This is a genomic window from Proteus sp. STS61-E (assembly GCF_040932335.1).
Lineage (GTDB): Bacteria > Pseudomonadota > Gammaproteobacteria > Enterobacterales > Enterobacteriaceae > Proteus > Proteus mirabilis_B.
The window spans coordinates 174,609-197,976 of sequence record NZ_JBFQGE010000002.1 but is presented as its reverse complement, the minus strand read 5'-3'; the positions used below and the strand labels follow the sequence as shown (position 1 = coordinate 197,976).

Below are 23,368 nucleotides of genomic sequence, written 5' to 3'. Positions count from 1 at the left end.
ACTTCCCTTACATACGCTCTTTTTTTAATCTGACATCAACACTTGTTTTAGATGGCATTGATGATGCCCCTTTTTTTTCAACGGCCAATGATGCATAAGCAATAGAAAACTTAATTGCTTCATCCATATTTTTACCTTCTATTAATTTTGCAGCTAAAGCACCTGTGAATGCATCACCAGCGCCGCTTGTATCAACAACAGAAGCACTCATTGCTTTGTAATATTTCATTGTGGTGCCATTGAAATAAAGTGCACCACTGTCACCAAGTGTCATTACTATTTCTTTAACACCTAAGTTGTGTATTGTTTTTATGGCTTCCTGTGCTGAAATAACGCTATCAATTTTAATGTTTGATATTAATTCTGCTTCTGTTCCATTTGGTATTAATAAATCAATAGATGACAAATGTGAGACAATTTGATCTGAATAGGGCGCTGGGTTAAGAATGACATAACATCCCGATTTTTTTGCTATTTCAATCGCAAACTTGGTCGCATCTATATTATTTTCTAATTGAGTAAGAAAAATCTTTGCAGATTGTAGATTATTAATATCTGAAAGAATTTCAGCTTTAGTGATTGTTGCATTAGCCCCTAGATCAATAATAATACTATTGTTACCAGTGGTGTTCTCAACCATAACTAATGCATTTCCTGTCTTTGCATTGGCATCCTTAATTAAGGTATATGAATTTATCTTTGTAGTACCAAAATATTTCTCTGCGGTAGCGCCAAATGAATCGTCGCCTACTTTAACAAAAAAATGCACATGATCATTTAATTCAGCTGCCGCAACCGCTTGATTAGCACCTTTTCCACCAGGGAAAAAGTTTGTAGAGATTGCTTTGATTGTCTCTCCAACAAAAGGAAATCTTTCAACTTCTGTGACAACATCTAAATTGAAAGATCCTAAAATATATAATGAGCATTTATCTGCAATTTTTTTATCTCTACCTTGTTCTTCGCAATCAATTTGAAGCACTCTGGTTTCATCAATAGTTCTATTTATTATTGGTTCTAATTCAATTTTTTGTAATCTCACTCCACCATGAAATTTAGTTGCTATACCTAATAACTGTAATTCATCTATGTATCTTCTTACGGTTCTTTCCGATACATGAAGTAGAGCACTGAGCTCTTTTACATAGATAGAATTATCTTTCACTAATTTTTTTCTGATAAATGCAATACTACTCTTTTTTTTCATATCACCCTCTTTTGTTAAAAAATGTTTTACCATTTGTTAAGATAATAGAGGTTAATTAAGTTTATTCTGCTTGAGTAGTCACGTTTTTTGCTCGTAATTGGACAATTATCTGTCCGTTTAGATAAATTTTAAGAAAAATATATGATGATGGGTAATGGATAATGAGAGACTTAATGTTATATTAGAATAAAAATAAAATCATTGATGGTTGTCTGTCTGTTTTTTATTTTTAATAGTGGAATATTTTAAGAGAAAAGGGAATATTCATAATTTATTACTCTTAAAATATCCCTCGATAGGTAACCATAATTTAAATTACAGTGCTTGGCTTAAAAAAAACAAAATAAGACTAATATCCACAATAATGAGTAATACGCCAATAAGTACTCTTATAAAAAGGCATGAAAGCGTGGTTGGTGGAGCTTTAGGAAATAATGCAGAAAAACTCCAATATGCTAATGCTGCAATTAGAAATATAGCAAAAATCATATAGCTAATAAAAAGCATCATACTTAAATTCCTTTCTTGTTAAATGTTATATATTTAATTCTTTAATCTAAAAATGATTGTTTATCAGAGCATTACCATAGTATTATAAATTTAATTTACTATTGAGATTTATTAAGTCATGTTAGCATAAATGCAGTATTAAAATTTATCGTTATTATCTGAATCTTAAGAGACTTTATATCATTTTATGAAGATATCTAAAATTATTGTCATGATTAGTATTGGTATTATTCTGACATCGATTGTATTTTTGTCAGGCTTAATACTCTCTTTTTATAAAGTATCCGGAAGTGATATTAATAATGGTAAAAAAATCGGAAACAGTATTTTTACGCTTTATAACGATAAAATTTATGCTACTGTACCTAGTAATGGAGAGTATGTCATTGTATCTGCGGACCCTAGCAGTTTCAGAACCCTATCAAAAAAGTTTAATTACCGAGAACGTCAATTTGCGATAGATAAGAATAATAGTTACTGCGGTAACCGTATTATTCCTGATCTTGATCCCAATAAAGTAGATGCATTAGGACACAGCTATTTTTCAGATGGTAAACACACCCTTTATTGTGCGCCTTTTACGTTACAAAATGTCGAATTATCTAACCTTAAGGAATTATATCAAACATGGTTATATGGTTGGTCATTTGGCGAAAAGCCTCAGACGTTTTACTATCCAATAAGAACGCTTCCTTTATCAAAAATACCTTATCAACCCATACTTGATGCCGATTTAATCAGCAATGGAGAGCAAGTTTTTTATGAAGGAAATTTGATGCCTGATGTATCCGTTGAACAGTTAGAAGCAATTAACATATTGTATAACGATGGGTCTTTAAGAAAAAGTCATCTTTATCATCATGATAAACTTAATGTTTATTATAAACAGTACAAGTTAGGTATAAATAATAGCCCTGATTTATATAGTTTCTATATTGGTAATTTATATCAAAATGCTTACTTATTTGAACCTAACACCGGGCAAATATCGATGAACAACATCGATTTCCCCTTAGACAATGCACCTTATAAAGTAATAAGTCATCATGGTGGGCATGTTTATCATGGCTTATTTTTGTCTAATCAAGGTGTTTATTTCTACGATACTCAACAAAAGAAAATCCGTAGAGCTGGAGATAATCCGTTCTTAAAAGGCCATTGGAAAGAGATAGCACCGTTAGTTTTTTCTTATAATAGTAAAACTTATTTTTTACAAACATCAGAAAATTGGGGAGGAAATAAATCACCAGGATTAATTTCTCGTAGTACACACCTTTATCTTCTAGATGAAAATACGGTAGGTGAGTGGAAAAAGCTAGGAGATGTTACTTATCATCGTTATGGTGAAGTGTGGCAAAAAGGGAATAGCTATTATTATTTTGATAAGTTAGGAACAACCCAAGGAATTTATCAAACGATATACAGAATCGTTAATATGAGCACTTTAGAGCATCTCCTTAACGATGAATTAAGGGTTGATGAAATGAGAAAAATAATAGGGGATAAAGAACAACTACAGCCTGCTGGTGGTATTAAAATATTAACGGCAAAAACGCAGTATAGAAAAACACTGACTCATTTATTCGATGATGAGTAGAAATACTTAATGAGATTAATTTATTTTTATTAATAGTGATAATAAAAAAGCACTTAATAAGTCATTATTAGGTGCTTAAAAATTTAGTCGCTACATGTCAATTACGTGCAATTACCCGTTTTTCTTTACGATCAAACCAATTTTCACGTAATTTGTCGTAACTAAGATTAAATGCATAAGTATAGAAAAGGAAAAAGGCAAAGAAGCCTACTTCTAATAAGAATGCACTCCATAACGACATATTTAATAAAAATGCCAATATTGGTAAACCAATAATCACAAAACTTAATTCAAAACCAATAGCATGCATGACTCGTATTTTTGTTGGTCTTGGTCCTTTGATTAAAGGCCAATAGTGGTCAAAAATCATGTTATAAAATAAATTCAATAACATAGCTAATGTTGATAAAACAATAGCAACCGTTCCCATTTGAAAAATTGAGCGACCCAAAATCCATGCACTAAGTGGCGCTGTTATTGCGATGGCTATCACTTCAAATGAAACAGCGTGAAAAACGCGCTCAGTAAATGTTTTTTGATATTGGCTCATATCCCACCTCAAATTAATTATTTAACAAAAAACGAGTGCAATTATTGGTGATATTTTGTATATATACAAAATAGGAGCCATCGAAAAAACCGATACCATAATGAACTATTCTATAGAAACCTTGCGTACATTCATTGAAGCAGCTTCGTTAAAATCATTTTCTGCGGCTGCGCGAAAATTAAATAAAAGCCAATCTACTGTCAGTAGTACGATCAGTGGATTTGAAGATGATATGGGCTTTGAACTATTTGAACGTAAAGGAAGAGAATCAACGCTGACTTTTGCAGGGCAAAAGGTATTAAGTTTAGTTGAAGACATATTAGCAGCGGATGAACGCTTACAAGCATTAAGAATAGAACTATCTCCAGAAATGGAGCCACGGCTAAGCTGTGTTTTTTCTGATATGTATCAACCCCCTCATTCTGAACAACTTTTAAAGGTTCTAGATAAAGAATTTCCTCACATTGAGTTTGAATTTCTTGTTGCTGAAAATGATGATGTCATCGATATGCTACAAAATAATCAGGCACATATAGGTATGATGGAATCACGAATAGAATATCCCGCTGATATCGCTTTTGCTCGTTTACCGATAAGTGGTAAGTTAGGATTATATGCACATAAAAATCATCCTCTTGCGAAAGAAAATAAAATTAGCTATCAGCATTTAACGATGTATCGCCAATTAAGGCTAAGTAGTCGAGCTCAATTTATTATTAATAGTGAAAAGAATTGGCTTGCCCCTAATTATTTGTTATTGCTTGAAATGGCAGAGCAAGAAATGGGATGGGCAATATTGCCCACTTGGCTAGTCGAGCAATTTGGGCATAAATTATTGGTTAGCCTAAATTACGATCAGTTTCCGAAAAAAATAGATATCGATTTAGTATGGTCAAGAAACAATCCACCCGGAAAAGCGGGATATTGGATGATTGATAAACTTTTGAAAAATAATATTCCACATTCTATTTAGGCACAGAAAATAAATCACCTTCATTACTAGTAGGCATAGTGAAGGTGATTTATATTTTTTGACAGTGCTACTTCACCAGCCACAAACATTGGTTTCTTCATCCATATCATAGCCACGTACAATATTGATAAGATCTTTTACCATTAAGCTAGATATATCGGCGTCTAATAAATCAGCTAAAAAGCTATCTTTATCAACAGAAACACCGTTATTTTTGTTTGTTAATACTAAGGTGAGTTCTTGTGAGTCAATATTTACCTTATTTTTCAGCTCATTAACCAACAGTAAAACTTCTTTAGTAGCGACTTCTGGAATATATAAAATTTTAGGATTTAGAAATATTTTTTGAGATTTCTCTTTGCCATGAGTATTAATCAGTTCTAATAAATAGCCTTTATTTTCATCTTCCATATTATTATTTAACCTTCGGCAAGTATTTTAGGATCGACGTAAAAATCGACATTAAAAACAGTATCTTCAGTTCGGGCTTCTATTTTGTGCCATGTCTCTGGTGGAAATACACCAAATTCACCGGCATGGATCACTAACGTTTCCGTAGGCTCTGGGCTAAACTCATCTGCATATGCGTAATAAACAATCACTCCTTGCATAACAGATAGCTTTGGATAAACCCCTTGACGAGTTCCTTTATCTAAATGTCTTTCCCAAATAGATTTAGGCGCAGTATCTTTAGTCCAAAGTGGCGTTGATCGCACATGAATATAGTGAGTGGGAATTATAATTCGTTCCATTTTACCTCCCTAAAAATGAGTGTCTTATTTTCCTATTTTCATCTTATTTAAGAAGAAAAATTATTGTTAATAATGCAATAAACTATTGTGCTATCGAATAAAATCTACCTCTTCTAATAAGGTATTTCAAATGCAATTTTAAAGAAAAAAATAATAATGTCGTGCTGGGTTAATTAATATCTTGTTTTCCTTAATTAAATTATTTTTTTAAAAATTAAATTATTTTTTAAGGATTGGTCGTTTTTTAGACGTTTGGTTGGTGTTATTATAGGGTTTTTACTCATCAACATAATTTGTTTGTTCTATAATTAATCAAGTCTAGGGTATTAATATTTAATTCATTATTTAACATAATTGAGATGTCACTATGGAATTAAAGGATTACTACGCCATAATGGGTGTCAAACCCACTGATGATACTAAAACGATTAAAACAGCTTATCGCCGTTTAGCGAAAAAATATCATCCCGATGTAAGTAAAGAGCCAAATGCAGAAGAGCGTTTTAAAGAAATTGCTCAAGCATGGGAAATATTAGGCGATGAACAACGTAGAGCCGAATATGATGAACTTTGGGCTCATCGTAACGATCCTAAATTTAGGCAATTTACACAACAACATTCAAATAAGGATCAAGAAAGCTTTAGCCAAGAAGATTTTGATGATTTTTACGCTTCATTTTTTGGTCAACACTCTCCATTTGAAGGTCGCCGAACTCAACAAGCACCTAAACAGCGTGGACACGATTTAGAAATAGAACTAGCTGTTTTTCTGGAAGAATCGCAGGAAGAGCATAAGCGTACGATTAGTTATCACTTACCTGTTTACAATGTTTTCGGAATTTTGGAAAAAGAGATCCCTAAAACTTTAAATGTTAAAATTCCAGCCGGTGTTATTGATGGGCAACGTATTCGTTTAAAAGGTCAGGGTACAATAGGTGAGAATGGAGGCGAAAATGGTGATTTATGGTTAACAATTCGTATTGCACCTCATCCTCTATTTGATATTAAAGGCCATGATTTAGAAATAGTTGTTCCTGTGGCTCCTTGGGAAGCTGCATTAGGTGCAAAAATTCCTATTCCTACAATAAAAGAAAAAATCTTGTTAACTATTCCGGCGGGAAGTCAGGCAGGACAAAAACTACGTATTAAAGGAAAAGGGTTAGTTAGTAAAAAGGTTAGTGGTGATTTATATGCAATTTTAAAAATTGTTATGCCACCTAAACCTGATGAAAAGACACGCGAATTATGGCAACAAATTGCAGATAGCCAGACCGATTATAATCCACGTAAAGACTGGGAGAATAAATAATGGGTCAATTAACAACAACTGTATTTACTGTTACTGAATTTTGTCATCACACTGGAATATCAAATGATGAGCTCAAAGAATTTGTAGCTCTTGGTGTGATTGAACCGTTAGAAATTGAAACTCAGGAGTGGTTTTTCGATGATAATGCTATCGTGGTGACACATCGTGCATTAAAACTTCATAAAGAGCTAGCATTAGATTGGCACGGTATCGCTATAGCACTGACTTTATTAGATGAAAATGAACAGTTAAAACAAGAAAATAAGCAACTACGTCAGCAGTTAATGCGATTTATAAATGAATAATTATTAATAAAATAGCTACTAAAAGAGTAAACACTTTAGTGGCTATTTTTATGCCTAAATTTTATTAATACTTTATAGTTATATATTTATTATCAATTGATTTAAAACATTATTTCTCATTAATCCCTCTGATTGCCATTATTAAAATATCTGCTTTAAAAATAAGCAAAATGGTGTTGAGATCACACCAATAAGTATAAGTATTAAGTTATGATAATCATAATATCATATTTATCATTTTCTCTCTTTTAGCAATAAGAGATTTATTTTTTGTAAGGGAAAAATAATGAAGCCAATCCAAATCAATAAATTAATAGAATGGCGTAGAACGTTTCACCAGTTTCCAGAAATTGGCTGGACAGAATTTGTGACAACAGGGACGATAATAAACATATTGCGAGATATGAATATTGAAGTGAAAACAGGCCCTTATATTATTTGTCGAGAAAGCATTTTAGGTCGAGATGAAAAATTAGTTAATGAGGCTATTCAAATAGCTGAAGAGAAAGGGATCAGTGCTGAGTTATTGGCTGAAATGGATGGTTTAACAGGGTGTATGGCTATTATTGATACAGAAATTCCTGGTCCTACATTTACCTTTCGTTTTGATATTGATTGTGTTTATGTCCAAGAGTCAAATGATGATACTCATCTGCCTAATAAACAGGGATTTGCTTCGTGTCGTTCTGGACTAATGCATGCTTGTGGTCATGATGGACACACCGCAATAGGACTTGGTCTTGCTCATTGGTTAAAACAAAACATTCACGCTTTACGTGGGAAATATAAATTAATATTCCAACCCGCAGAAGAAGGAGTGAGAGGAGCAAGAGCAATAAGCGACAGTGGAGTATTAGATGATACTGATTATTTTATGGGAATGCATATTGGATGTAATTTAAAAAAAGGTGAAATCGCACTCGATCCTTTTGATTTTCTTTGTACCACTAAATTAGATATTTCTTTAAAAGGAAAACCCACCAATGCTGTTGATGAACCAGAAAAGGGAAATAACGCATTAGCCGGAGCTTGCTTTTTAGCTAATGAGATATTAGCAACGCCAAGACATGGCAAAGGCATGACGAGAGTAAATATTGGAACTTTAATTGCAGGTGAAAATCGTAGTCTTATTCCTAGCTCTGCAAAAATGCAATTAGAAGTTCGTGGGCAAGATGCTGAAATAACACAATACTTATTTAATAGTATAAAAAAATATGTCGATGGCATTGCCACTGGTTACCAACTAGAAACAAAAATAGATATTACGGGTGAAGCAACAAATTTCAGAAATGATCGAGAAATGATAGATATCATGCAAGGTGTTGTTGATGCACATCCAGATTTATTAAATGTCGTATTACCTTTAGGAGGAAGTGAGGATGTCTCATTAATGGTAAGAAGAGTACAAGAGAAAAAAGGGAAAGCGATATTCTTCTTAGTCGGCGCAGATCAACGTGATGGACATCATAAAGAAAAATTTGATATCGATGAAGAGGCACTTTCTATTGGCTTAACACTTTTTACTGAAGGTATTCTCTCTATTCTTGATATGCATAAATAAGAGAAAGGTCTCTTCTATTTATCGATATTTCATAGAATGAGACCTTAATAGCTATTTGATTGGAGTTGAAAATAAAGAAGTATCCGGTTGATGATCTTTAATAAACTCGATATAGAGTTGTGTTTCATGCTCTGTTTTTTTCGAGGTGAAAAAACAGATATTACTCATAATCGTCGGTGTAAATTCTCTATAAACAATATCATCTGTTTCAATAATAGGAAATGAATTAATTAAACTGACTCCTAACCCATTTTTTACAAATGTCATAGCTGTATCTTGATCAGAAACTTCAGCAATAATATTAGGTTTAGATTTTGATTTATTGAGTGCTCGATCAATAACAGTACGGCCAATATTACTTTTAACTAAAGCAATAAAAGGTTGTTCATGTAAATCATCAGGTGTAATGGTGTTTTTTGTACATAACTCATGTATTTTAGGGATCGCACAAATAATTTGAGTTTCTCTCATCGGAATTTGAGTCAAATTATAATTGCTATTAATAGTCATATTATCAGTAATAACAATATCAGCTTGTTCTTTTGCAATTAAAGAAAGAAGTTGTTCACTTCTAGATATTTCTAAATGAACATTAACTTGGTATTTCTTGATAAACAGAGTGGTGGCATGATTGATAAAACCATAAGCTAATGTGGGTGGAACTAGAATTCGTAGACTCCGTTTTTTTTCTTGATGATGAAAATGGCTCAATCGACTGAAAGATTCAGCGATATTGGCGATTTCTTCATAAAGTAATAAGGCATCAGAGTTTGGGATTAATTTATTATTTTCACGAGTGAATAACTTTTTACCACAACGTTTCTCGATCTGATTTAATGTTTGGCTTACCGCTGGTTGAGAAATACCCAACTGTTCTGCTGCATTAGTGACACTTCCCTGATCGATCACAGTTTGTATGATTTCAAGGTCACGTAAAGTCGCCCATCCCCCTGACCAAGAAGTTCTTTTTATATTAATAGCCATTATGTTTTTTGTTTTAGTCAGTTTATCTTGTGTACGATTATACCGTTAATGAATTGATTATTGAATAATAGTGATGATGGAAATTTTAAACATTTTTTATAAGGAATATTTTAAGAGTAAAGATGTAGATTATAAATGTTATTTGGGGTTTATAACTTTTACTATAAAGTAGATAATATGATATTATAATACATGTAACGTAATGTTATTAAAGGGTTAATTGTATGAAAAGCCGATTTCATTTAAAATATTCATTATCAGTAAATGAATTAAAAAAACTCCAAAAAAAAATGAAATTAAAAGAGAAAAAGTATATTAAAGGTTATGCTTTTCTTTCTAATTTATTAATTTTATTATTATCTTTATCTGGTTTGTCTATTTTTTCTTGATTTTAAATGCGATTAATATTTATTTAAATAATGATATTGTAAGTGATGAGTTACAGAGACTGAAAGATCTTAATCTTTTTATTCTTATTATTTTTGCTTCTTTCTTAGTTATGTTGGGAATTCTTTCCTCTCTAGAGGATTATTTAACCAAAAGAAATGAAAAAAGAGAAGTTGAAGGAATTGGCCATAATTTTGACTTAAGAATAAATAGAAAGTTTATAGAGCAGAGAGATGAAAATATTTCTCATAAAACTTATTGGTCTGCTGCTATTGATACTTTTGTCTATAAAAAATCTATTTTTATAGATTTAGAAAGATATAATTATATAATAATTCCAATAAGAGCCGTTGGAACAATAGAAGAATTTAATCAACTATTTGAATTTATACAAGAAAAAAGTAGAAAATAGATTTTAATAAAAGAGCTTCAAAAATAAAATTGGAGCTTTTTTTATGTTAACACAATAATATTAACATAAGTTATTATCAGATTTAATGTATTGCTATCGTCTTTAATATCAATGGTTATTTATATAAATAACACTGTTATTAATTACATTAAAATAATGTTAATAACAAAATTCATCTGGTTTTATTTGTATACGAAATATACCTTTCAATAAAGCGCTCTGATATTAATATGATGCATAAAATTAATATTTTTATTTTGAAATATAATGATCATTGAGATATAAATCACGGAAACCCAAGCTTTTTCATTGCTAATATTTCGCATCAAATTATCTATCTGGTTTTTTATTTTGATTCTAAAAAGATACTTAATTGATCTATAAATTATAAATAACAAGCAAATGGGGAGTTTTATGTCTTTATTCAAAAAAGGTATTATTGCTTTATCCGTTAATATTGCATTAGTTTCTTCAGCTTTAGCCTGTACAACGCTATTAGCGGGAAGCGAAGCGACAAATGATGGTTCGTTGATTATTGCTCGTAGCGCAGATAGCGATGCATTAAAAGCACAACATTTTGTTATTCATCCGGCTAAAACGAATCAAACGGGAATTTACAGTACCAAAGAGCATAATGGTGCTAATAATTTCACTTATCCATTACCTAAGAATTCATTACGTTATACCACTGTACCGAATTGGAAAACACAACTGCATGGTGCAACCGGATTTAATGAACTGGGTGTGGGGGTTAGTGGTACAGAATCTATTTTTGCTTCACCTAAAGCGCTCTCTTTTGATCCTTATGTTGAAGATACTGGGATAACTGAAGATGATATTCCAGATGTCTTACTTTCAAGAGCAAAAACAGCTCGTGAAGCAGTGGAATTATTAGGAAGTATTATTGAAAAACAAGGTGCTGGTGAAGGATTTGGTGTTGCTGTTGTTGATAAAAATGAGCTTTGGTATTTAGAAACTGGAACAGGGCATCATTGGATCGCACAAAAATTACCTAAAGATAAGTACTTTGCGACAGGAAACCAAGGCCGATTACAACAGTACGATATTAACAGCGATGATGTTTTAGGCTCTAAAAATCTAGTGGAATTTGCTGTTGAGAAAGGGCTTTATAATCCTGAAAAAGAAGGGGCGTTTAATTTTTCAAAAGCTTATACACGAGATGATGAACGAGATCGTACTTATAATGATCCGCGTGTGTGGGTTATTCAGCAACAATTTAATCCATCATTAAAACAAGCTGTGGATGATGGTCGTAATTTCGCACCTTTATTAACACCAGAGAAAAAAGTATCTGTTGAAGAAGCTAAAGCGATGTTACGTAATCACTTTGAAGGAACAGAGCACGACCCATATACTAATGGATTAAATGGTCAAGAATCTTGGCGTCCAATTAGTGTATTTAGAACTTATGAAGCGCATGTTATGCAAGTCCGCCCTGAACTTCCTCAAGAAATAGGTGAAGTGACTTATGTCGGTTTAGGTATGGCGGATTTAACTGCATTTGTTCCGTATTACAGTGGATTAAAAGCTTATCCACAACATTATGGAATAGGAACAAATCAAGCAGACAGTGATTCTATTTACTGGAAATATCGTAAGTTACAAACATTAGTAATGACAGATTATCCAAAACTTGCACCAATTGTGAAAAAAGCTTACCAAGAATGGGAAGCAAAAACTGCATTAGAGCAAAAAGAAATGGAAGCTAAATATCTCACTATGGTAAAAACGGATAAAGCCGGTGCGGATAAAATGCTCAATGAATTTAATTTGCGAGTCATGGCTGATGCTGAAAAATTAACTGAAAACTTAATGAATGAATTGTTTACAGTAAGAACAAAAGACATTCAAGACGATATTTTCTTTGCTAATAAGTCTAAGAAGGATTGATAGAAAAGAAGTATTTTAGATATTTATTTGAATAGAAAGATCCCAATTTAATTGGGATCTTTTTTGTGGATAAAACTCATTAAAGAACAGGAATATAGTAGCTAATTTTTTGTAGGTAATGGCTACTTTGATCAAGTAATTTATCGTAATCTACAGATTCTTTTAGTGTATATCGTTCGATGTCAGGACCCGGTCTGCGCAATAAATTCATTTTCGGTAGCACTTTGGTATAGACGGTATAAATAATGTCATCATAACCAGTTAATGAATCTAAGATTTCATTCATATGAAATGTAATGGCCAGATAGTTACCACTCGGCAATTCTAATTGTGACATGGCAGAAACATTTGATGTTTTTGCTAATTTTTCTTTATCAACGGCAGTGCTATAAATATACATAGTATCTTCTAATGTACTTGCAGATGCTCGGTGCATTGCATATAACTCTGTGGGGATTGTATGTACATCTTTTAAAAATTTACGCCAAAATTCTTTTCTGAATTTTTTCTTGTCTGAATCCCATGTTGAAATAGGCTTATTGTAATGATGTGACATGCCAACTAATTTTTGAGATGGGAATGTAACTACCTCATATTTAGCACTCAGTTCAACAGTTTCTAATGCAGGAAAAATCAGTTCACTAATATCCCAACCGGGTTTTTTTCTATATTCTGAAGGTGTAATATTAAACTGTTTTTTAAAGGCTCGGCAAAATGTTTGTTGGGAATCAAAGCGATACTTCAACGAAATATCTAAGAGGCTACAACGTGTTACTCTTAACGCGTAGGCGCCGCAAGATAAACGACGAGCGAGTATGTATTTTCCTAAAGATATTCCTGTATACGCTTTAAATAAGCGCTGAAAATGCCATTTTGTATAGCCTGATTTCTCAGCAACAATATCTAACGATAAACGTGAATCGAGATTTTGCTCAATCCAAACGATGATATCTTTAACAACATTCTCTTGTAGCATGAATATTCCTATTATTTTTTTCTATCGATATTTTTCAACAAGATCGACTTAATTTATTGAACTACAATAAATTTATAGGTGTTAGAATAATAGCATATCGTATAGTGATAGTTACATTGAATAAAGTAAAATAGGCGGGTAATAATGTAAAGTTATGTATTGCAATTTATTTGAATTAAAATTGACATTAATTAAAAAATTGTATTTTAACTCAGTCATCAATGATTGATGATTTTTTATTAAAATTAATCTTAAATTAAAATATTCATATATATTTTGGGGTTTTAATAAAATGCGGAGATATCCTATTTTATCTTTAAAAGATAAATCCTAGTCTAAATTTATTAGTAATATCTTACTTAGTTATTTTAGGAGATGTAAATGAATAAGTTACTTTCTATTTCTGCTATTGCTTTAGTTTCTTCATTAATAACAGCTCCTGCTTTGGCAGCTAAAACGGATACTTATAACTGTGAAGGCCAAAAAATCAGAGTTTCTTTCCCTACTGAACAGTTAGCTGTTATGTATTACAGCGATGAAATTATTGTTTTAAAAGAGGCCGTTGCGGCTAGTGGCGCTCGTTATGTTGGTGAGAACTTCCAAATTTGGGGCAAAGGTAAAGGTGAATTTAATTTAGCAACGATTTCAGAAGATGATGCAGTTAATGGGCGAATTGCTGAAGATAAGGGCCGTACCTGTAAATTAGTAAAATAACGTAGAAACTAGTTATAAATAAAAAAGAGGGCAATTTATTGTCCTCTTTTTTATAAGAAAAAGCTTAAGTAAATATAATAATTAAAAATAAAAAAATAAGTATAGAAAAGTAATAACGCATTTTTTATCACACAAATAAGTTGGTCATAAAAAACAAATCAGTTATAAAGATAGTCTTATTGTGATTGCTAAATAGTTTTTTATGATTATTAAATATACATCCAAGCATACTTGTCACTTATCTAAAATAGAGAAAGAAATACTGTATTCTTTGTTAATAGAAAGTTTTGGTGATGACTTTTCATTAGATGACTTTCAGCATGCATTAGGTGGTATGCATATTTTTGCTTATTATCAAGAAAAGATGGTAGGGCATGTTGCTATTGTTCAAAGAAATATGGCGATTGATAATAATCCTATTTCGGTAGGATATGTTGAGGCAATGGCTGTTTTAAAGGATTATCGTCGACAAGGAATAGGTAAAGAATTAATGACTCAAGCGAATGATATTATCAAGTCTTGTTATCAGCTTGGGCTACTCTCTGCTTCTGAGAAAGGTATACCGTTATATTCTTTGTTAGGATGGCGTAAATGGACAGGTAAGCTCTTTGAATTAAACCAAGGTGTTTATAAACAAACAGAGGGTGATGATGAAGGAATTATGGCATTGAGTCCTATAAATGAAATTGATTTAACTTCATCGTTATATTGTGATTTTCGTAGTGGTGATCAGTGGTAAAGCCCTTACTTATTACAGCTAATTGGTTATACTAATAGAGAGTAGTATCAAATCTACTCTTTTTTATTTAAAAAAAACAAAAAATAAATTTTTGGTTTATCCACTTATCTGCAACTAAACAATATTTATTGTGAGTTTATATGAAGTCTTACCCTTAGCTAGTCTCAATATTAATTTTTAAAAGAAGAACTTTAAAATAGGCATTGCTATTCAATATGGCAGGTAATGTGTTATCAAAAATTAATAAAAGACAAAATCTAATGAAAATTAAAAACTCAAGAAAATATAATGTATCATTACCAGATAATAGAATTTTAACGTGGTATGAATCGGGTCCAGAGCAAGGTAAGCCAGTATTATTTTGCACTGGTGCAGGTATGAGCGGTTTATTAGGTGTAGAAGTTGACCTCTTAAGTAAACTTAATATTCGGCTGATTACGCCAACTCGCCCAGGATTGGGTGATTCTACTTTTGATCCTAAAAAATCGTTAAAATCTTTTTCTGAAGATATTTTATTTTTATTAGATCATCTTCGTATCAAAAATATTAATGTAATGGGATTTTCACAGGGGGCTGTTTTTGCGATGGCTCTTTGTGTTTACTGTCATGTTGATAAATTACTGATTGTCGCAGGGCAAGATCAATTTGATTATCCTGATACACAAAATAAGCTAACAGATGATGTTGTTAATATGCAACGTCAAGCTGTTGGAGCACCAGATCTGTTAACCAGTTGGATTAAGCAAAATATAACAGCTAAATGGCTAATAGATTTTATTTTAAATTACAGTGCTGATGTTGATTTGGCTATTTATAAATCAGTTGATTTTCTCCCTGTTTATCAAGAATGTATGGCAGAAGCTTTTAAACAGGGCAATGATGGATACACTCAAGATTTGCTGATTGCGATGCAACCTTGGGGATTTTCACCTGAAGAAATAAAGACACCAACAACTTTATGGTACGGAATGAAGGATACTAGTACCGTTCATTCTCCGGACTTTGGAGATTTATTATTTCAACGTTTTCCTAACGCTGAGCGGCATTTATGGCCAGAAGAAGGTGGTTCACTTCTGTGGACGAAAACAGAAGAAATTTTATTAGAACTAGTTGATTAAGGTGATGTAGTACATTAATGATAGAGTAGATACTGGTTATCTTAAAAAATAACAGTATCTACTTTTTTATTCATGTTTTTAAATTAAAATAATGAGATAGGTAAAATAGATAATTATTTTTATCTTATAATTATTTTCTAATTTGGTGTGTGAAAATTTTTTTTAAAATAAAGATGAAAATAATTTGCTATAAAACGAATTATATGACTTAATAGCGTCACTGGTTTGGAAGTACAGACCTATTTATGTTAGTGCAGTTTTAAGTAGTTCACCGTTTAGCGTTATCCCTGATACCTCTTCGTTGCGAATTCCTTCAAATAGTGACCATAAGTAAAAATCCGAAATCAAACCGCAAACAATGCCTTATGGCAAAATAATTAATTAAAGGAAATCTTATGTCTAATACAATGACTGGTACAGTAAAATGGTTTAACGATGATAAAGGTTTTGGCTTTATCACTCCTAAAGACGGTAGCAAAGACGTATTCGTACACTTTTCAGCGATCCAAAGCGATAGCTTCAAATCTCTGAAAGAAGGTCAAGAAGTTTCATTTTCTATCGAAAATGGCGCTAAAGGCCCAGCAGCAGCGAACGTAATCGCTCTGTAATCTATTGAGTCGTTATTACTGTATATATTGCTTAATGCGATATCGATACAAGTAAGACCTAAAAAACCTCACTTCGGTGGGGTTTTTTTATATCAATTTCTAGCATTATTTAAAGTTGAGATAAATTTATTAAAACATATAAAAAATAGGATTATTAAAGTTATGTAAGTATTTAATGTAAATTGTTTTAAACTTTAAAAACATATTTACTTTAATACCTAATAATTTTTACAGAAAAATAAATTAATGGATAAATAAATCCTTATAATGGCAAAATAAAGGCATTAAGATATTGTCTTCTCAACCAAAAGAAAGAAAAAAATTTTATTAGAATAAGAGATATCAGATAAATCATAAAAAATAATTTAAGATAAAAAATAAAAGTAATATTTAATGACTTATCTTAAATAATTGTTGTCTAATTTAATGCGGCTTAAATGCTTTTTAGTTCCTAAAGGACAAACTTGTGTACGCGAAAAATATTTTTTCATTACATCTATTACACCCCAAATATTTCTTAACTTGGTTTGGTGTCTTTATTCTTTTTTTATTAGTACAACTTCCTTATTCTTGGTTACTTTTTTTAGGTAAACACCTTGGGTTGTTATCCCGCTTCTTTGTCAAAAGAAGAGTGTTGATAATAAAGAAAAATTTAGAATTATGTTTCCCTAATAAAGATGAAAATGAAATTAACACGCTTGTTATGGATAATTTATCGTCACTAGGTGTCGCATTATTTGAAACGGGCATGGCATGGTTTTGGAGTGATCGTCGATTAAAGAATCTATTTGAAGTGCAAGGGATCTCCAATTTCACTGATGCAAATGATAAAAAAGCTGGAATTTTACTCATTGGTATACATTCTATGTCACTAGAGTTAGGTGGGCGCATTATGGGGCTTTGTTTCCCTGTAAATGCGATGTATAGACCACATAATAATAAAGCAATGGAGTTTATCCAAACCAAAGCAAGGTGCCGTTCAGATAAAGGTATGATTGATAGACGTAACTTAAAGTTTATGGTTATGGAACTAAAAAAAGGGAAAGCAATTTGGTTTGCTCCTGACCAAGACTTTGGTTTAAAAGGTACAACATTTTCTCCATTCTTTTCTGTTGAAAAAACATCAACCTCAAAAGGGGTTGCTATATTAGCAAAATTATCAGGGGCACCTTCTTTAACTGTTACTTTGGTCAGAAATGAAAATCAGAAAGGTAAAAAATACAGTTTAATCATTGGTAAAGAGCTGATTAATTATCCTTCTGAAGATATTCAGAAGGACACGGATAGAATGAATAAGTTGATTGAAACAGAAATTATGCGAGCCCCAGATCAATATTTATGGGCACACCGTCGTTTTAAAACTCGACCAGCAGGTGAAGCCAGTTTTTATAATTAACTCTTAATATATAAAAAAAGACCAACACATAATGTGTTGGTCACAGTAAATACTGGAAGCAATGTGAGCAATGTCGTTGTGAAAAACCAAGTAAAATACTCAACTATTCACAAGGTAAAAGATAATCATTATCACTTAACTTGTCAACCCTAGAATTTGTATGGATTTAGAAGATAAGAATAGAGGTGACAAAGTAAAGATAAGAAGACCAGAGGATAGGAAGATAAGAATTTTTATAAATGAGTTAAAACAGAGTTAGCAGATATAGAAATAAACTATATCTGCCTAATATATTATAACCATAATAGAAAATACCATTTATATAGTAATGAATTCTAATTCTTGGAAAATATATACTCGTTATTTAATAATAAATATTATTTCTATTTAATAGAGATTAATGTTTATTAAAAATATAGGGTTTTAAAGTTGCTATATTAGTTATATACGATATCCATTATACCTACATTTTCTTTGATCCAATTGATGCTCATTGAACCTTTATTTTCACTCAATTGAGCGTTAAATACTTTATTCGGTTCAATTTTATGTAGAGTTTCTTCCATTTCAGTACCATTCCAGCAATTTGCTTTGAAAGTATTTCCTACTGAATGAGTCATACAATTTCCTTCTACAATAGAGCCTGTAAAAGTAATTGTTCCTGAGCCGATAGTTTTATTGTTATTTGCCATAACTGGAGCAGATAATAAGAGTGCTAGACAAGTTCCAATAACAAAATTCTTTTTCATTCTATATTCCTCAATATTATTTATTTGACTAATTTTTTTGTGCACGATGAAAAATTATCTTTTCGTGCTGGGTTGATGGAAGGAATATTAGAGGAAAAAAATATATCAATCTGTAAAAAATCTTGATGGTTAATGACAGCTAGATAAAGAATTATGAATGATTTTATGATTTTTTCAGTGCTTTATTATTAGCGTAAATTGATTTAAATTTATATAACTAACTGAGAAATAAGAAATAATATTGTTTTTGATTATTTTTGTTAATAAGTTAATTTTTTTTGATATTAGTTAAATTGCTTAATTTTCTAGTGATACATTTTGTCGTTAAAATAGAAAACTTATAAAATGAGTAATTTCAGAGTTCAAAAAAATTTGTCAAAGTATTACAAAGAAACGGTTATTAAGAATAAAAAATAATCTTAATTAGATGAGTTTTAACTGGATAAGATAGAGCCTATTATTGAAGGAAACTCAATTACAGATAAAATGCTTTATACCGGTGTATAAAATCTTAAAAATAATAGATGCCTGCAAATAGGAATATTAAAGATAATTTGCAAGCATTCGATATAGAAACTGGGGGCGCAGAATAATAAAAAGGTCATAGCAGTTGAGCTGACCTAAGTTTATATGACTAATTGAAATGCTTTTTATTATTGAGAATAAATTGTTTTAGTGTCGTTGCAGATTTCCCTGTTATTTTCTCAAAGTTATCAAATATCTCACCGTCTCTAGATAATTTGCCAGAAGTAAAATCAACATAGTGATCGTAAATACTTTTCATATAAGCAAGCTCAAGTTGACTTTTGAAGGTGTTGTATATCTTGCTTTGTAACTAATCTGAGTTTTATTGCCATATACCCTCCCATACATTGCAAAAGATATAACAGCCCTAATATGTTTGCGCTATGGGAAAAGAATATAAAAGCACGTTTAGTTTGAAAATAGTGGGGATTTAGTGATTGAGCATCTTAAGAAGAGAGTTCAGATAAAAAAATCCCCGCACAAGGCGGGGGGGAAATTAAATATCTATCAGTGATGAAATACTGAAACCAATAGTAAGGGAAAAAAAGATATCAATCTGTAACAAACTTTAAAAAGAAATAATAAGAATAAGTGCAGAATTAAAATGATTTTCTACAAAGATAAATGACCGTGTAAGTTTGTTGTTATTTAACTAATTGATTTTATTTACTTTTAAATTTCGCCTAACGGTGAGGCAAAATGATGTAAACTAAAATCATCTTGGTTTAACTATAAAGTTTGCATACATTTAGTTGAATGCCTTGATAATTTAGTTTGTTGGTTAGAATAACGATAAGCTTCTTTATAATGAGATTGGAATTGAAAATAGACAATAATACGATCTAATTATTGTCTATTGGGAACAACTAAACAAAGGGAAATGTATATTTATCTACTAGTTACCATTGAGTAACATCAATTTCATTGTTCTGGTATACCTTTGCAATATAAGAAGAAATATTATTGCGTATATAAGGATTTCTTTCTTTGGGGTACATTTTCCAAGCTTGTTGCAGGTAAGGTAACAATGCACTGTCGATATAGTTTGAACTCGATAGTGCCTGAATTGCGCCTAAGCTGATCTCTTCATTCTCAGAGATTGCGAGTTCATAAAACGCTGATATTTTATCTTTCAAATTAACATCATGAGAAGCAGCATAAATTGCACTTCTTATTATTTCTACATTTTGGTGAGTAAAGAATGGTTGGAAATCCTCAACTAAAACAGCGTTTAATTCGGTCAAAGAATAACCGATAAAACGCAATGTATCTTCGTTATTAGTTACTTTAAGTATTGGGAGGAGACTCTCTTTGAAAAGAGCACATTGATCTTTATATTTAAAGTAAATAATAGGAATAACCACATCTGTTTTTTCATCAAATGGAGCAACTAAAGCTTGCTGAATATAAGGCAGTGCTTGTTCTTTAAAATAGGTGGCTAAAACATTTAATGAAACTTTATATAACTCAATATCTTCAGTTTGTAGTTGTTGCTTTAAAAAATCCAAACTGTTGTTGGATAATTCAGGTAGTTTAGTTAGTGAATTGATCGCACTAATTTTTTTCGTGATATCTTTATTATTTTGGACAAATTGAAGTAACGTTTCTTCATTACCGCCCATACGATGACCAAACCAGCTTGTGTCATAGCCTAAAATTACTTCATCTAACCAACGTTCATACCATTGTGTAAATGAAGTTTCATAGGAAAATGTGTAAGGAGTATCTGAATTAACCCAATCGGAGGTATATAAAATATGGCCTTTATAATCACCATTAACGACTAATAAAAGATCGTATTCGCAACCACAAGTACCTAAATAAAGCGTACCTTGATGAACTCTATCGCAAATAGTATCAAAGTCTTCATCACTACAGTCTTCGGGTACATGACATAATGCTTTCCATTCATCGATATCCATTTTAGGGCTAAGTAAGCAAGGCAGGGCACAATTTTGTATGCTATTTCTATCGATTGCATCATCAAAAGCATATAGACCATAGTAAGGACCAGCGCCACCATAAGAGCCTGTACCGCCGTTACCAATTTCAGTCACAAAGGCGATATAATCTTCAGGAAATTCACATCCTATTTTTGCTTGTAACTGATTAACTTTCTCTTTTGATAGCGGAGAATTTAGCTGATATTTATGATTATCAGCACCAAATTCTTTATATTCATGATCAATATTAGCAACGAGTGCTAATTTCTCACGGATACGTTCAATAGGATTATCTGCATATTTTTTATTAAGTTGTTCCCATTGCTGCTCTGGTGTTAGCTCTTCATTTTTTCCAATGATCGTGGAAATAAAACCCATAATTTAAAGTCCCTATTGATGATATGGTTTAATTATAAAGAGGTTATTTCATAATCCTTTTTAGATAGTGATAACCAAATACAATATTATTATCTTACTTAAATTTCACTATAAACTATTTTAGCTTCAATAAGATAATAGTATTTTGTATGAAAGCTTATCCTTCATTTAGTGTTAAGTGGCGTATGGTTTTATGCAGATAAAAAAAAGACCAACGCTAGGAGAGTTGGTCAATAAATACTAGAAGCAATGTGAGCAATGTCGTTGTGAAAAACCAAGTAAAATACTCAACTATTCACAAGTTAAAAGATAATCATTATCATTTGGTATGTCAACCCTATGAAGATTGCGGTCATTATTTATTCACACTAAAAGTCAATAGGTTCTCTTACTTTACAGAAACCAAAGTGGGAATTTTATTATTAATAACAATGAGATCACTATTTTTTGATTGAGGGCTTATTGTATTTTTAACAGCATTCATTTTTTTCATTTTGTTGACTAAATCTTTAAAGTATTTAGAGCGTAAACGTATCGTTTTCTTAACCATGATTTTTCTCCTTATTGATGATAGCTATAACAATAATAAGGATACTCTTTAAATGCAAATGATAATCAATATCATGCGTGATAATGTATAATTTGATGATAAATGCTCATAAGTAAGTAAACAGCATTATTTTGTCTGCATTTTTGTGTACAAGTTTTCTTATCTTCAGTCTCTTGATAGAGTGATATTATGAAGAATAAAAGGAACTAATAGGGAATTTTGCGATGGCATATGATTTGACGAAAAGATTAGTCATAGGGCTTTCTTCTAGTGCATTATTTGATTTGCAAGAATCAGATAATATTTTTCGTACAGAAGGAGAGGAAGCTTATCGAAAATATCAACATAAAATGCAGGATATGCCTTTGGATAAAGGTGTTGCATTTCCTTTTATTAGCCGCCTTTTGAAATTAAATAACATTAGACCTGACGATCCACTAGTTGAAGTTATTTTGTTATCCAGAAATGATCCCGACACTGGATTAAGAGTGATGAATTCTATTGAACATTATAACTTGGGGATCACCCGAGCTGTATTTCTTCAAGGAAAATCGCCTCATATTTATATTCCAGCATTTGATATTGAGTTATTTTTATCTGCTGATCATGATGATGTTTTACAAGCGATTAATGCAAATTACCCAGCAGGGCAGATATTAGCCGGTCATGTTAATGATGATGATGCTGATGAATTAAGAATTGCTTTTGACTTTGATGGTGTGATTGCGGATGATGAAGCTGAAGTCATTTATAAAACTTCAGGCGAGTTATCTCAATTTCATAATCATGAAGCCAAAATGGTTGATGTACCTCATAACCCTGGACCATTAAAAAAATTCCTACTGCGTATCTCTGACATTCAAAAATTGGAATTAGAGAAAGTAAAACAAGATCCTACTTATATTCCATTACTTAAGATCGCTATTGTTACTGCGCGCAATGCACCATCTCATAAACGTGTTATTAACACGATGAGAGCATGGGGAATTTCTGTCAATGAAGCTTTTTTTATGGGTGGGGTGGAGAAAGCCAATGTTCTGAGAATTTTAAAACCACATATATTCTTTGATGACCAAAAGCTGCATTTAAAATCATCATCTGAATTACCTTCGGTACATATTCCTTTTGGAATAGCTAATAAGAATATTAATAATAAGTAAGATATTTTGAATAAATTGAGTGTTTGGTATATATAGCATACACTCGATTTTTCT

24 protein-coding genes are annotated in these 23,368 nt (G+C 31.5%); 14 read left to right on the top strand and 10 right to left on the bottom strand.

Annotated features, from left to right (window positions below; all coding sequences use genetic code 11):
- Nucleotides 1-7 precede the first annotated feature (7 nt).
- Nucleotides 8-1,207, bottom strand: coding sequence for a PfkB family carbohydrate kinase (locus AB4J89_RS06760; RefSeq protein WP_193775116.1), 1,200 nt, complete (start codon nucleotides 1,205-1,207; stop codon nucleotides 8-10).
- A gap of 315 nt (nucleotides 1,208-1,522) precedes the next feature.
- A complete protein-coding gene (locus tag AB4J89_RS06755) occupies nucleotides 1,523-1,717 on the bottom strand; it encodes a hypothetical protein (protein WP_088493253.1) in 195 nt (64 codons plus the stop codon).
- Between the two features lie 187 nt (nucleotides 1,718-1,904).
- On the opposite strand from AB4J89_RS06755, the gene AB4J89_RS06750 reads away from it, so the two are divergent.
- On the top strand, nucleotides 1,905-3,314 hold the full coding sequence (locus AB4J89_RS06750) for a DKNYY domain-containing protein (RefSeq protein ID WP_088493252.1): 1,410 nt from the start codon (nucleotides 1,905-1,907) through the stop codon (nucleotides 3,312-3,314).
- A 97-nt stretch (nucleotides 3,315-3,411) separates the two neighbouring features.
- Here the strand turns inward: AB4J89_RS06750 and AB4J89_RS06745 are convergent, their stop codons facing one another.
- The gene (locus tag AB4J89_RS06745) at nucleotides 3,412-3,864 is read right to left on the bottom strand and encodes a multidrug/biocide efflux PACE transporter (RefSeq protein ID WP_311755185.1); all 453 of its coding nucleotides are present in this window, start codon (nucleotides 3,862-3,864) and stop codon (nucleotides 3,412-3,414) included.
- Nucleotides 3,865-3,964: 100 nt separating this feature from the next.
- On the opposite strand from AB4J89_RS06745, the gene AB4J89_RS06740 reads away from it, so the two are divergent.
- Entirely contained in the window at nucleotides 3,965-4,837 is an 873-nt protein-coding gene (locus AB4J89_RS06740; RefSeq protein ID WP_088493250.1) for a LysR family transcriptional regulator, read from the top strand.
- 72 nt (nucleotides 4,838-4,909) lie between these two features.
- Here the strand turns inward: AB4J89_RS06740 and AB4J89_RS06735 are convergent, their stop codons facing one another.
- Both AB4J89_RS06735 and AB4J89_RS06730 read right to left on the bottom strand, forming a co-directional pair.
- Entirely contained in the window at nucleotides 4,910-5,248 is a 339-nt protein-coding gene (locus AB4J89_RS06735; RefSeq protein WP_368468666.1) for a DUF1869 domain-containing protein, read from the bottom strand.
- A gap of 8 nt (nucleotides 5,249-5,256) precedes the next feature.
- The gene (locus AB4J89_RS06730; protein WP_088493248.1) at nucleotides 5,257-5,589 is read right to left on the bottom strand and encodes a DUF1971 domain-containing protein; all 333 of its coding nucleotides are present in this window, start codon (nucleotides 5,587-5,589) and stop codon (nucleotides 5,257-5,259) included.
- Nucleotides 5,590-5,956: 367 nt separating this feature from the next.
- Here AB4J89_RS06730 and cbpA point away from each other — a divergent pair, with 367 nt between their 5' ends.
- The 3 genes from cbpA to AB4J89_RS06715 all read left to right on the top strand — a co-directional run bounded on the left by cbpA (nucleotide 5,957) and on the right by AB4J89_RS06715 (nucleotide 8,764).
- A complete protein-coding gene (gene cbpA / locus AB4J89_RS06725) occupies nucleotides 5,957-6,898 on the top strand; it encodes a curved DNA-binding protein (protein ID WP_088493247.1) in 942 nt (313 codons plus the stop codon).
- Entirely contained in the window at nucleotides 6,898-7,203 is a 306-nt protein-coding gene (gene cbpM / locus AB4J89_RS06720; RefSeq protein ID WP_023581369.1) for a chaperone modulator CbpM, read from the top strand. Before cbpA ends, cbpM begins: the two co-directional genes overlap by 1 nt.
- 286 nt (nucleotides 7,204-7,489) lie before the next feature.
- Nucleotides 7,490-8,764, top strand: a complete 1,275-nt coding sequence (locus AB4J89_RS06715; protein ID WP_088493246.1) for an amidohydrolase — start codon at nucleotides 7,490-7,492, stop codon at nucleotides 8,762-8,764.
- Nucleotides 8,765-8,815: 51 nt separating this feature from the next.
- Here the strand turns inward: AB4J89_RS06715 and AB4J89_RS06710 are convergent, their stop codons facing one another.
- Complete coding sequence (locus tag AB4J89_RS06710) at nucleotides 8,816-9,748, bottom strand: LysR family transcriptional regulator (RefSeq protein WP_311755187.1); 933 nt, start codon at nucleotides 9,746-9,748, stop codon at nucleotides 8,816-8,818.
- A 224-nt stretch (nucleotides 9,749-9,972) separates the two neighbouring features.
- On the opposite strand from AB4J89_RS06710, the gene AB4J89_RS06705 reads away from it, so the two are divergent.
- The 3 genes from AB4J89_RS06705 to AB4J89_RS06695 all read left to right on the top strand — a co-directional run bounded on the left by AB4J89_RS06705 (nucleotide 9,973) and on the right by AB4J89_RS06695 (nucleotide 12,458).
- Nucleotides 9,973-10,137 (top strand): hypothetical protein, encoded by a 165-nt coding sequence (locus AB4J89_RS06705; RefSeq protein WP_368468663.1) that lies wholly within the window; start codon nucleotides 9,973-9,975, stop codon nucleotides 10,135-10,137.
- On the top strand, nucleotides 10,134-10,547 hold the full coding sequence (locus AB4J89_RS06700; protein ID WP_311755188.1) for a hypothetical protein: 414 nt from the start codon (nucleotides 10,134-10,136) through the stop codon (nucleotides 10,545-10,547). Before AB4J89_RS06705 ends, AB4J89_RS06700 begins: the two co-directional genes overlap by 4 nt.
- A gap of 414 nt (nucleotides 10,548-10,961) precedes the next feature.
- Nucleotides 10,962-12,458: a C69 family dipeptidase gene (locus AB4J89_RS06695; RefSeq protein ID WP_088493243.1), complete on the top strand. Its 1,497-nt coding sequence runs from the start codon at nucleotides 10,962-10,964 to the stop codon at nucleotides 12,456-12,458.
- Nucleotides 12,459-12,537: 79 nt separating this feature from the next.
- Here AB4J89_RS06695 and AB4J89_RS06690 read toward each other — a convergent pair whose 3' ends face one another.
- Complete coding sequence (locus tag AB4J89_RS06690) at nucleotides 12,538-13,434, bottom strand: AraC family transcriptional regulator (RefSeq protein ID WP_088493242.1); 897 nt, start codon at nucleotides 13,432-13,434, stop codon at nucleotides 12,538-12,540.
- A 381-nt stretch (nucleotides 13,435-13,815) separates the two neighbouring features.
- Here AB4J89_RS06690 and AB4J89_RS06685 point away from each other — a divergent pair, with 381 nt between their 5' ends.
- The 5 genes from AB4J89_RS06685 to lpxL all read left to right on the top strand — a co-directional run bounded on the left by AB4J89_RS06685 (nucleotide 13,816) and on the right by lpxL (nucleotide 18,009).
- A complete protein-coding gene (locus tag AB4J89_RS06685) occupies nucleotides 13,816-14,148 on the top strand; it encodes an MliC family protein (RefSeq protein ID WP_088493241.1) in 333 nt (110 codons plus the stop codon).
- Nucleotides 14,149-14,350: 202 nt separating this feature from the next.
- On the top strand, nucleotides 14,351-14,887 hold the full coding sequence (locus AB4J89_RS06680) for a GNAT family N-acetyltransferase (RefSeq protein ID WP_088495949.1): 537 nt from the start codon (nucleotides 14,351-14,353) through the stop codon (nucleotides 14,885-14,887).
- 260 nt (nucleotides 14,888-15,147) lie between these two features.
- Nucleotides 15,148-16,005 carry an alpha/beta fold hydrolase gene (locus tag AB4J89_RS06675; RefSeq protein WP_088495948.1) on the top strand — a complete coding sequence of 286 codons (858 nt, stop codon included), beginning with the start codon at nucleotides 15,148-15,150 and terminating at the stop codon, nucleotides 16,003-16,005.
- 395 nt (nucleotides 16,006-16,400) lie between these two features.
- Nucleotides 16,401-16,613 carry an RNA chaperone/antiterminator CspA gene (cspA, locus tag AB4J89_RS06670; protein WP_006537332.1) on the top strand — a complete coding sequence of 71 codons (213 nt, stop codon included), beginning with the start codon at nucleotides 16,401-16,403 and terminating at the stop codon, nucleotides 16,611-16,613.
- Between the two features lie 466 nt (nucleotides 16,614-17,079).
- Nucleotides 17,080-18,009 (top strand): LpxL/LpxP family Kdo(2)-lipid IV(A) lauroyl/palmitoleoyl acyltransferase, encoded by a 930-nt coding sequence (lpxL, locus tag AB4J89_RS06665; RefSeq protein ID WP_102949385.1) that lies wholly within the window; start codon nucleotides 17,080-17,082, stop codon nucleotides 18,007-18,009.
- Nucleotides 18,010-18,446: 437 nt separating this feature from the next.
- On the opposite strand, the gene AB4J89_RS06660 is transcribed toward lpxL, so the two are convergent.
- From AB4J89_RS06660 to AB4J89_RS06650, 3 genes are all read right to left on the bottom strand, one after another.
- Entirely contained in the window at nucleotides 18,447-18,758 is a 312-nt protein-coding gene (locus AB4J89_RS06660) for a hypothetical protein (protein WP_088493240.1), read from the bottom strand.
- 1,424 nt (nucleotides 18,759-20,182) lie between these two features.
- Nucleotides 20,183-21,604, bottom strand: coding sequence for an SMI1/KNR4 family protein (locus tag AB4J89_RS06655; RefSeq protein ID WP_088493239.1), 1,422 nt, complete (start codon nucleotides 21,602-21,604; stop codon nucleotides 20,183-20,185).
- A 388-nt stretch (nucleotides 21,605-21,992) separates the two neighbouring features.
- Nucleotides 21,993-22,154: a hypothetical protein gene (locus tag AB4J89_RS06650; protein WP_193775115.1), complete on the bottom strand. Its 162-nt coding sequence runs from the start codon at nucleotides 22,152-22,154 to the stop codon at nucleotides 21,993-21,995.
- A gap of 224 nt (nucleotides 22,155-22,378) precedes the next feature.
- Between AB4J89_RS06650 and AB4J89_RS06645 the strand changes: the two genes are divergently transcribed.
- Entirely contained in the window at nucleotides 22,379-23,314 is a 936-nt protein-coding gene (locus tag AB4J89_RS06645) for a 5'-nucleotidase (RefSeq protein WP_088493238.1), read from the top strand.
- Nucleotides 23,315-23,368 lie beyond the last annotated feature (54 nt).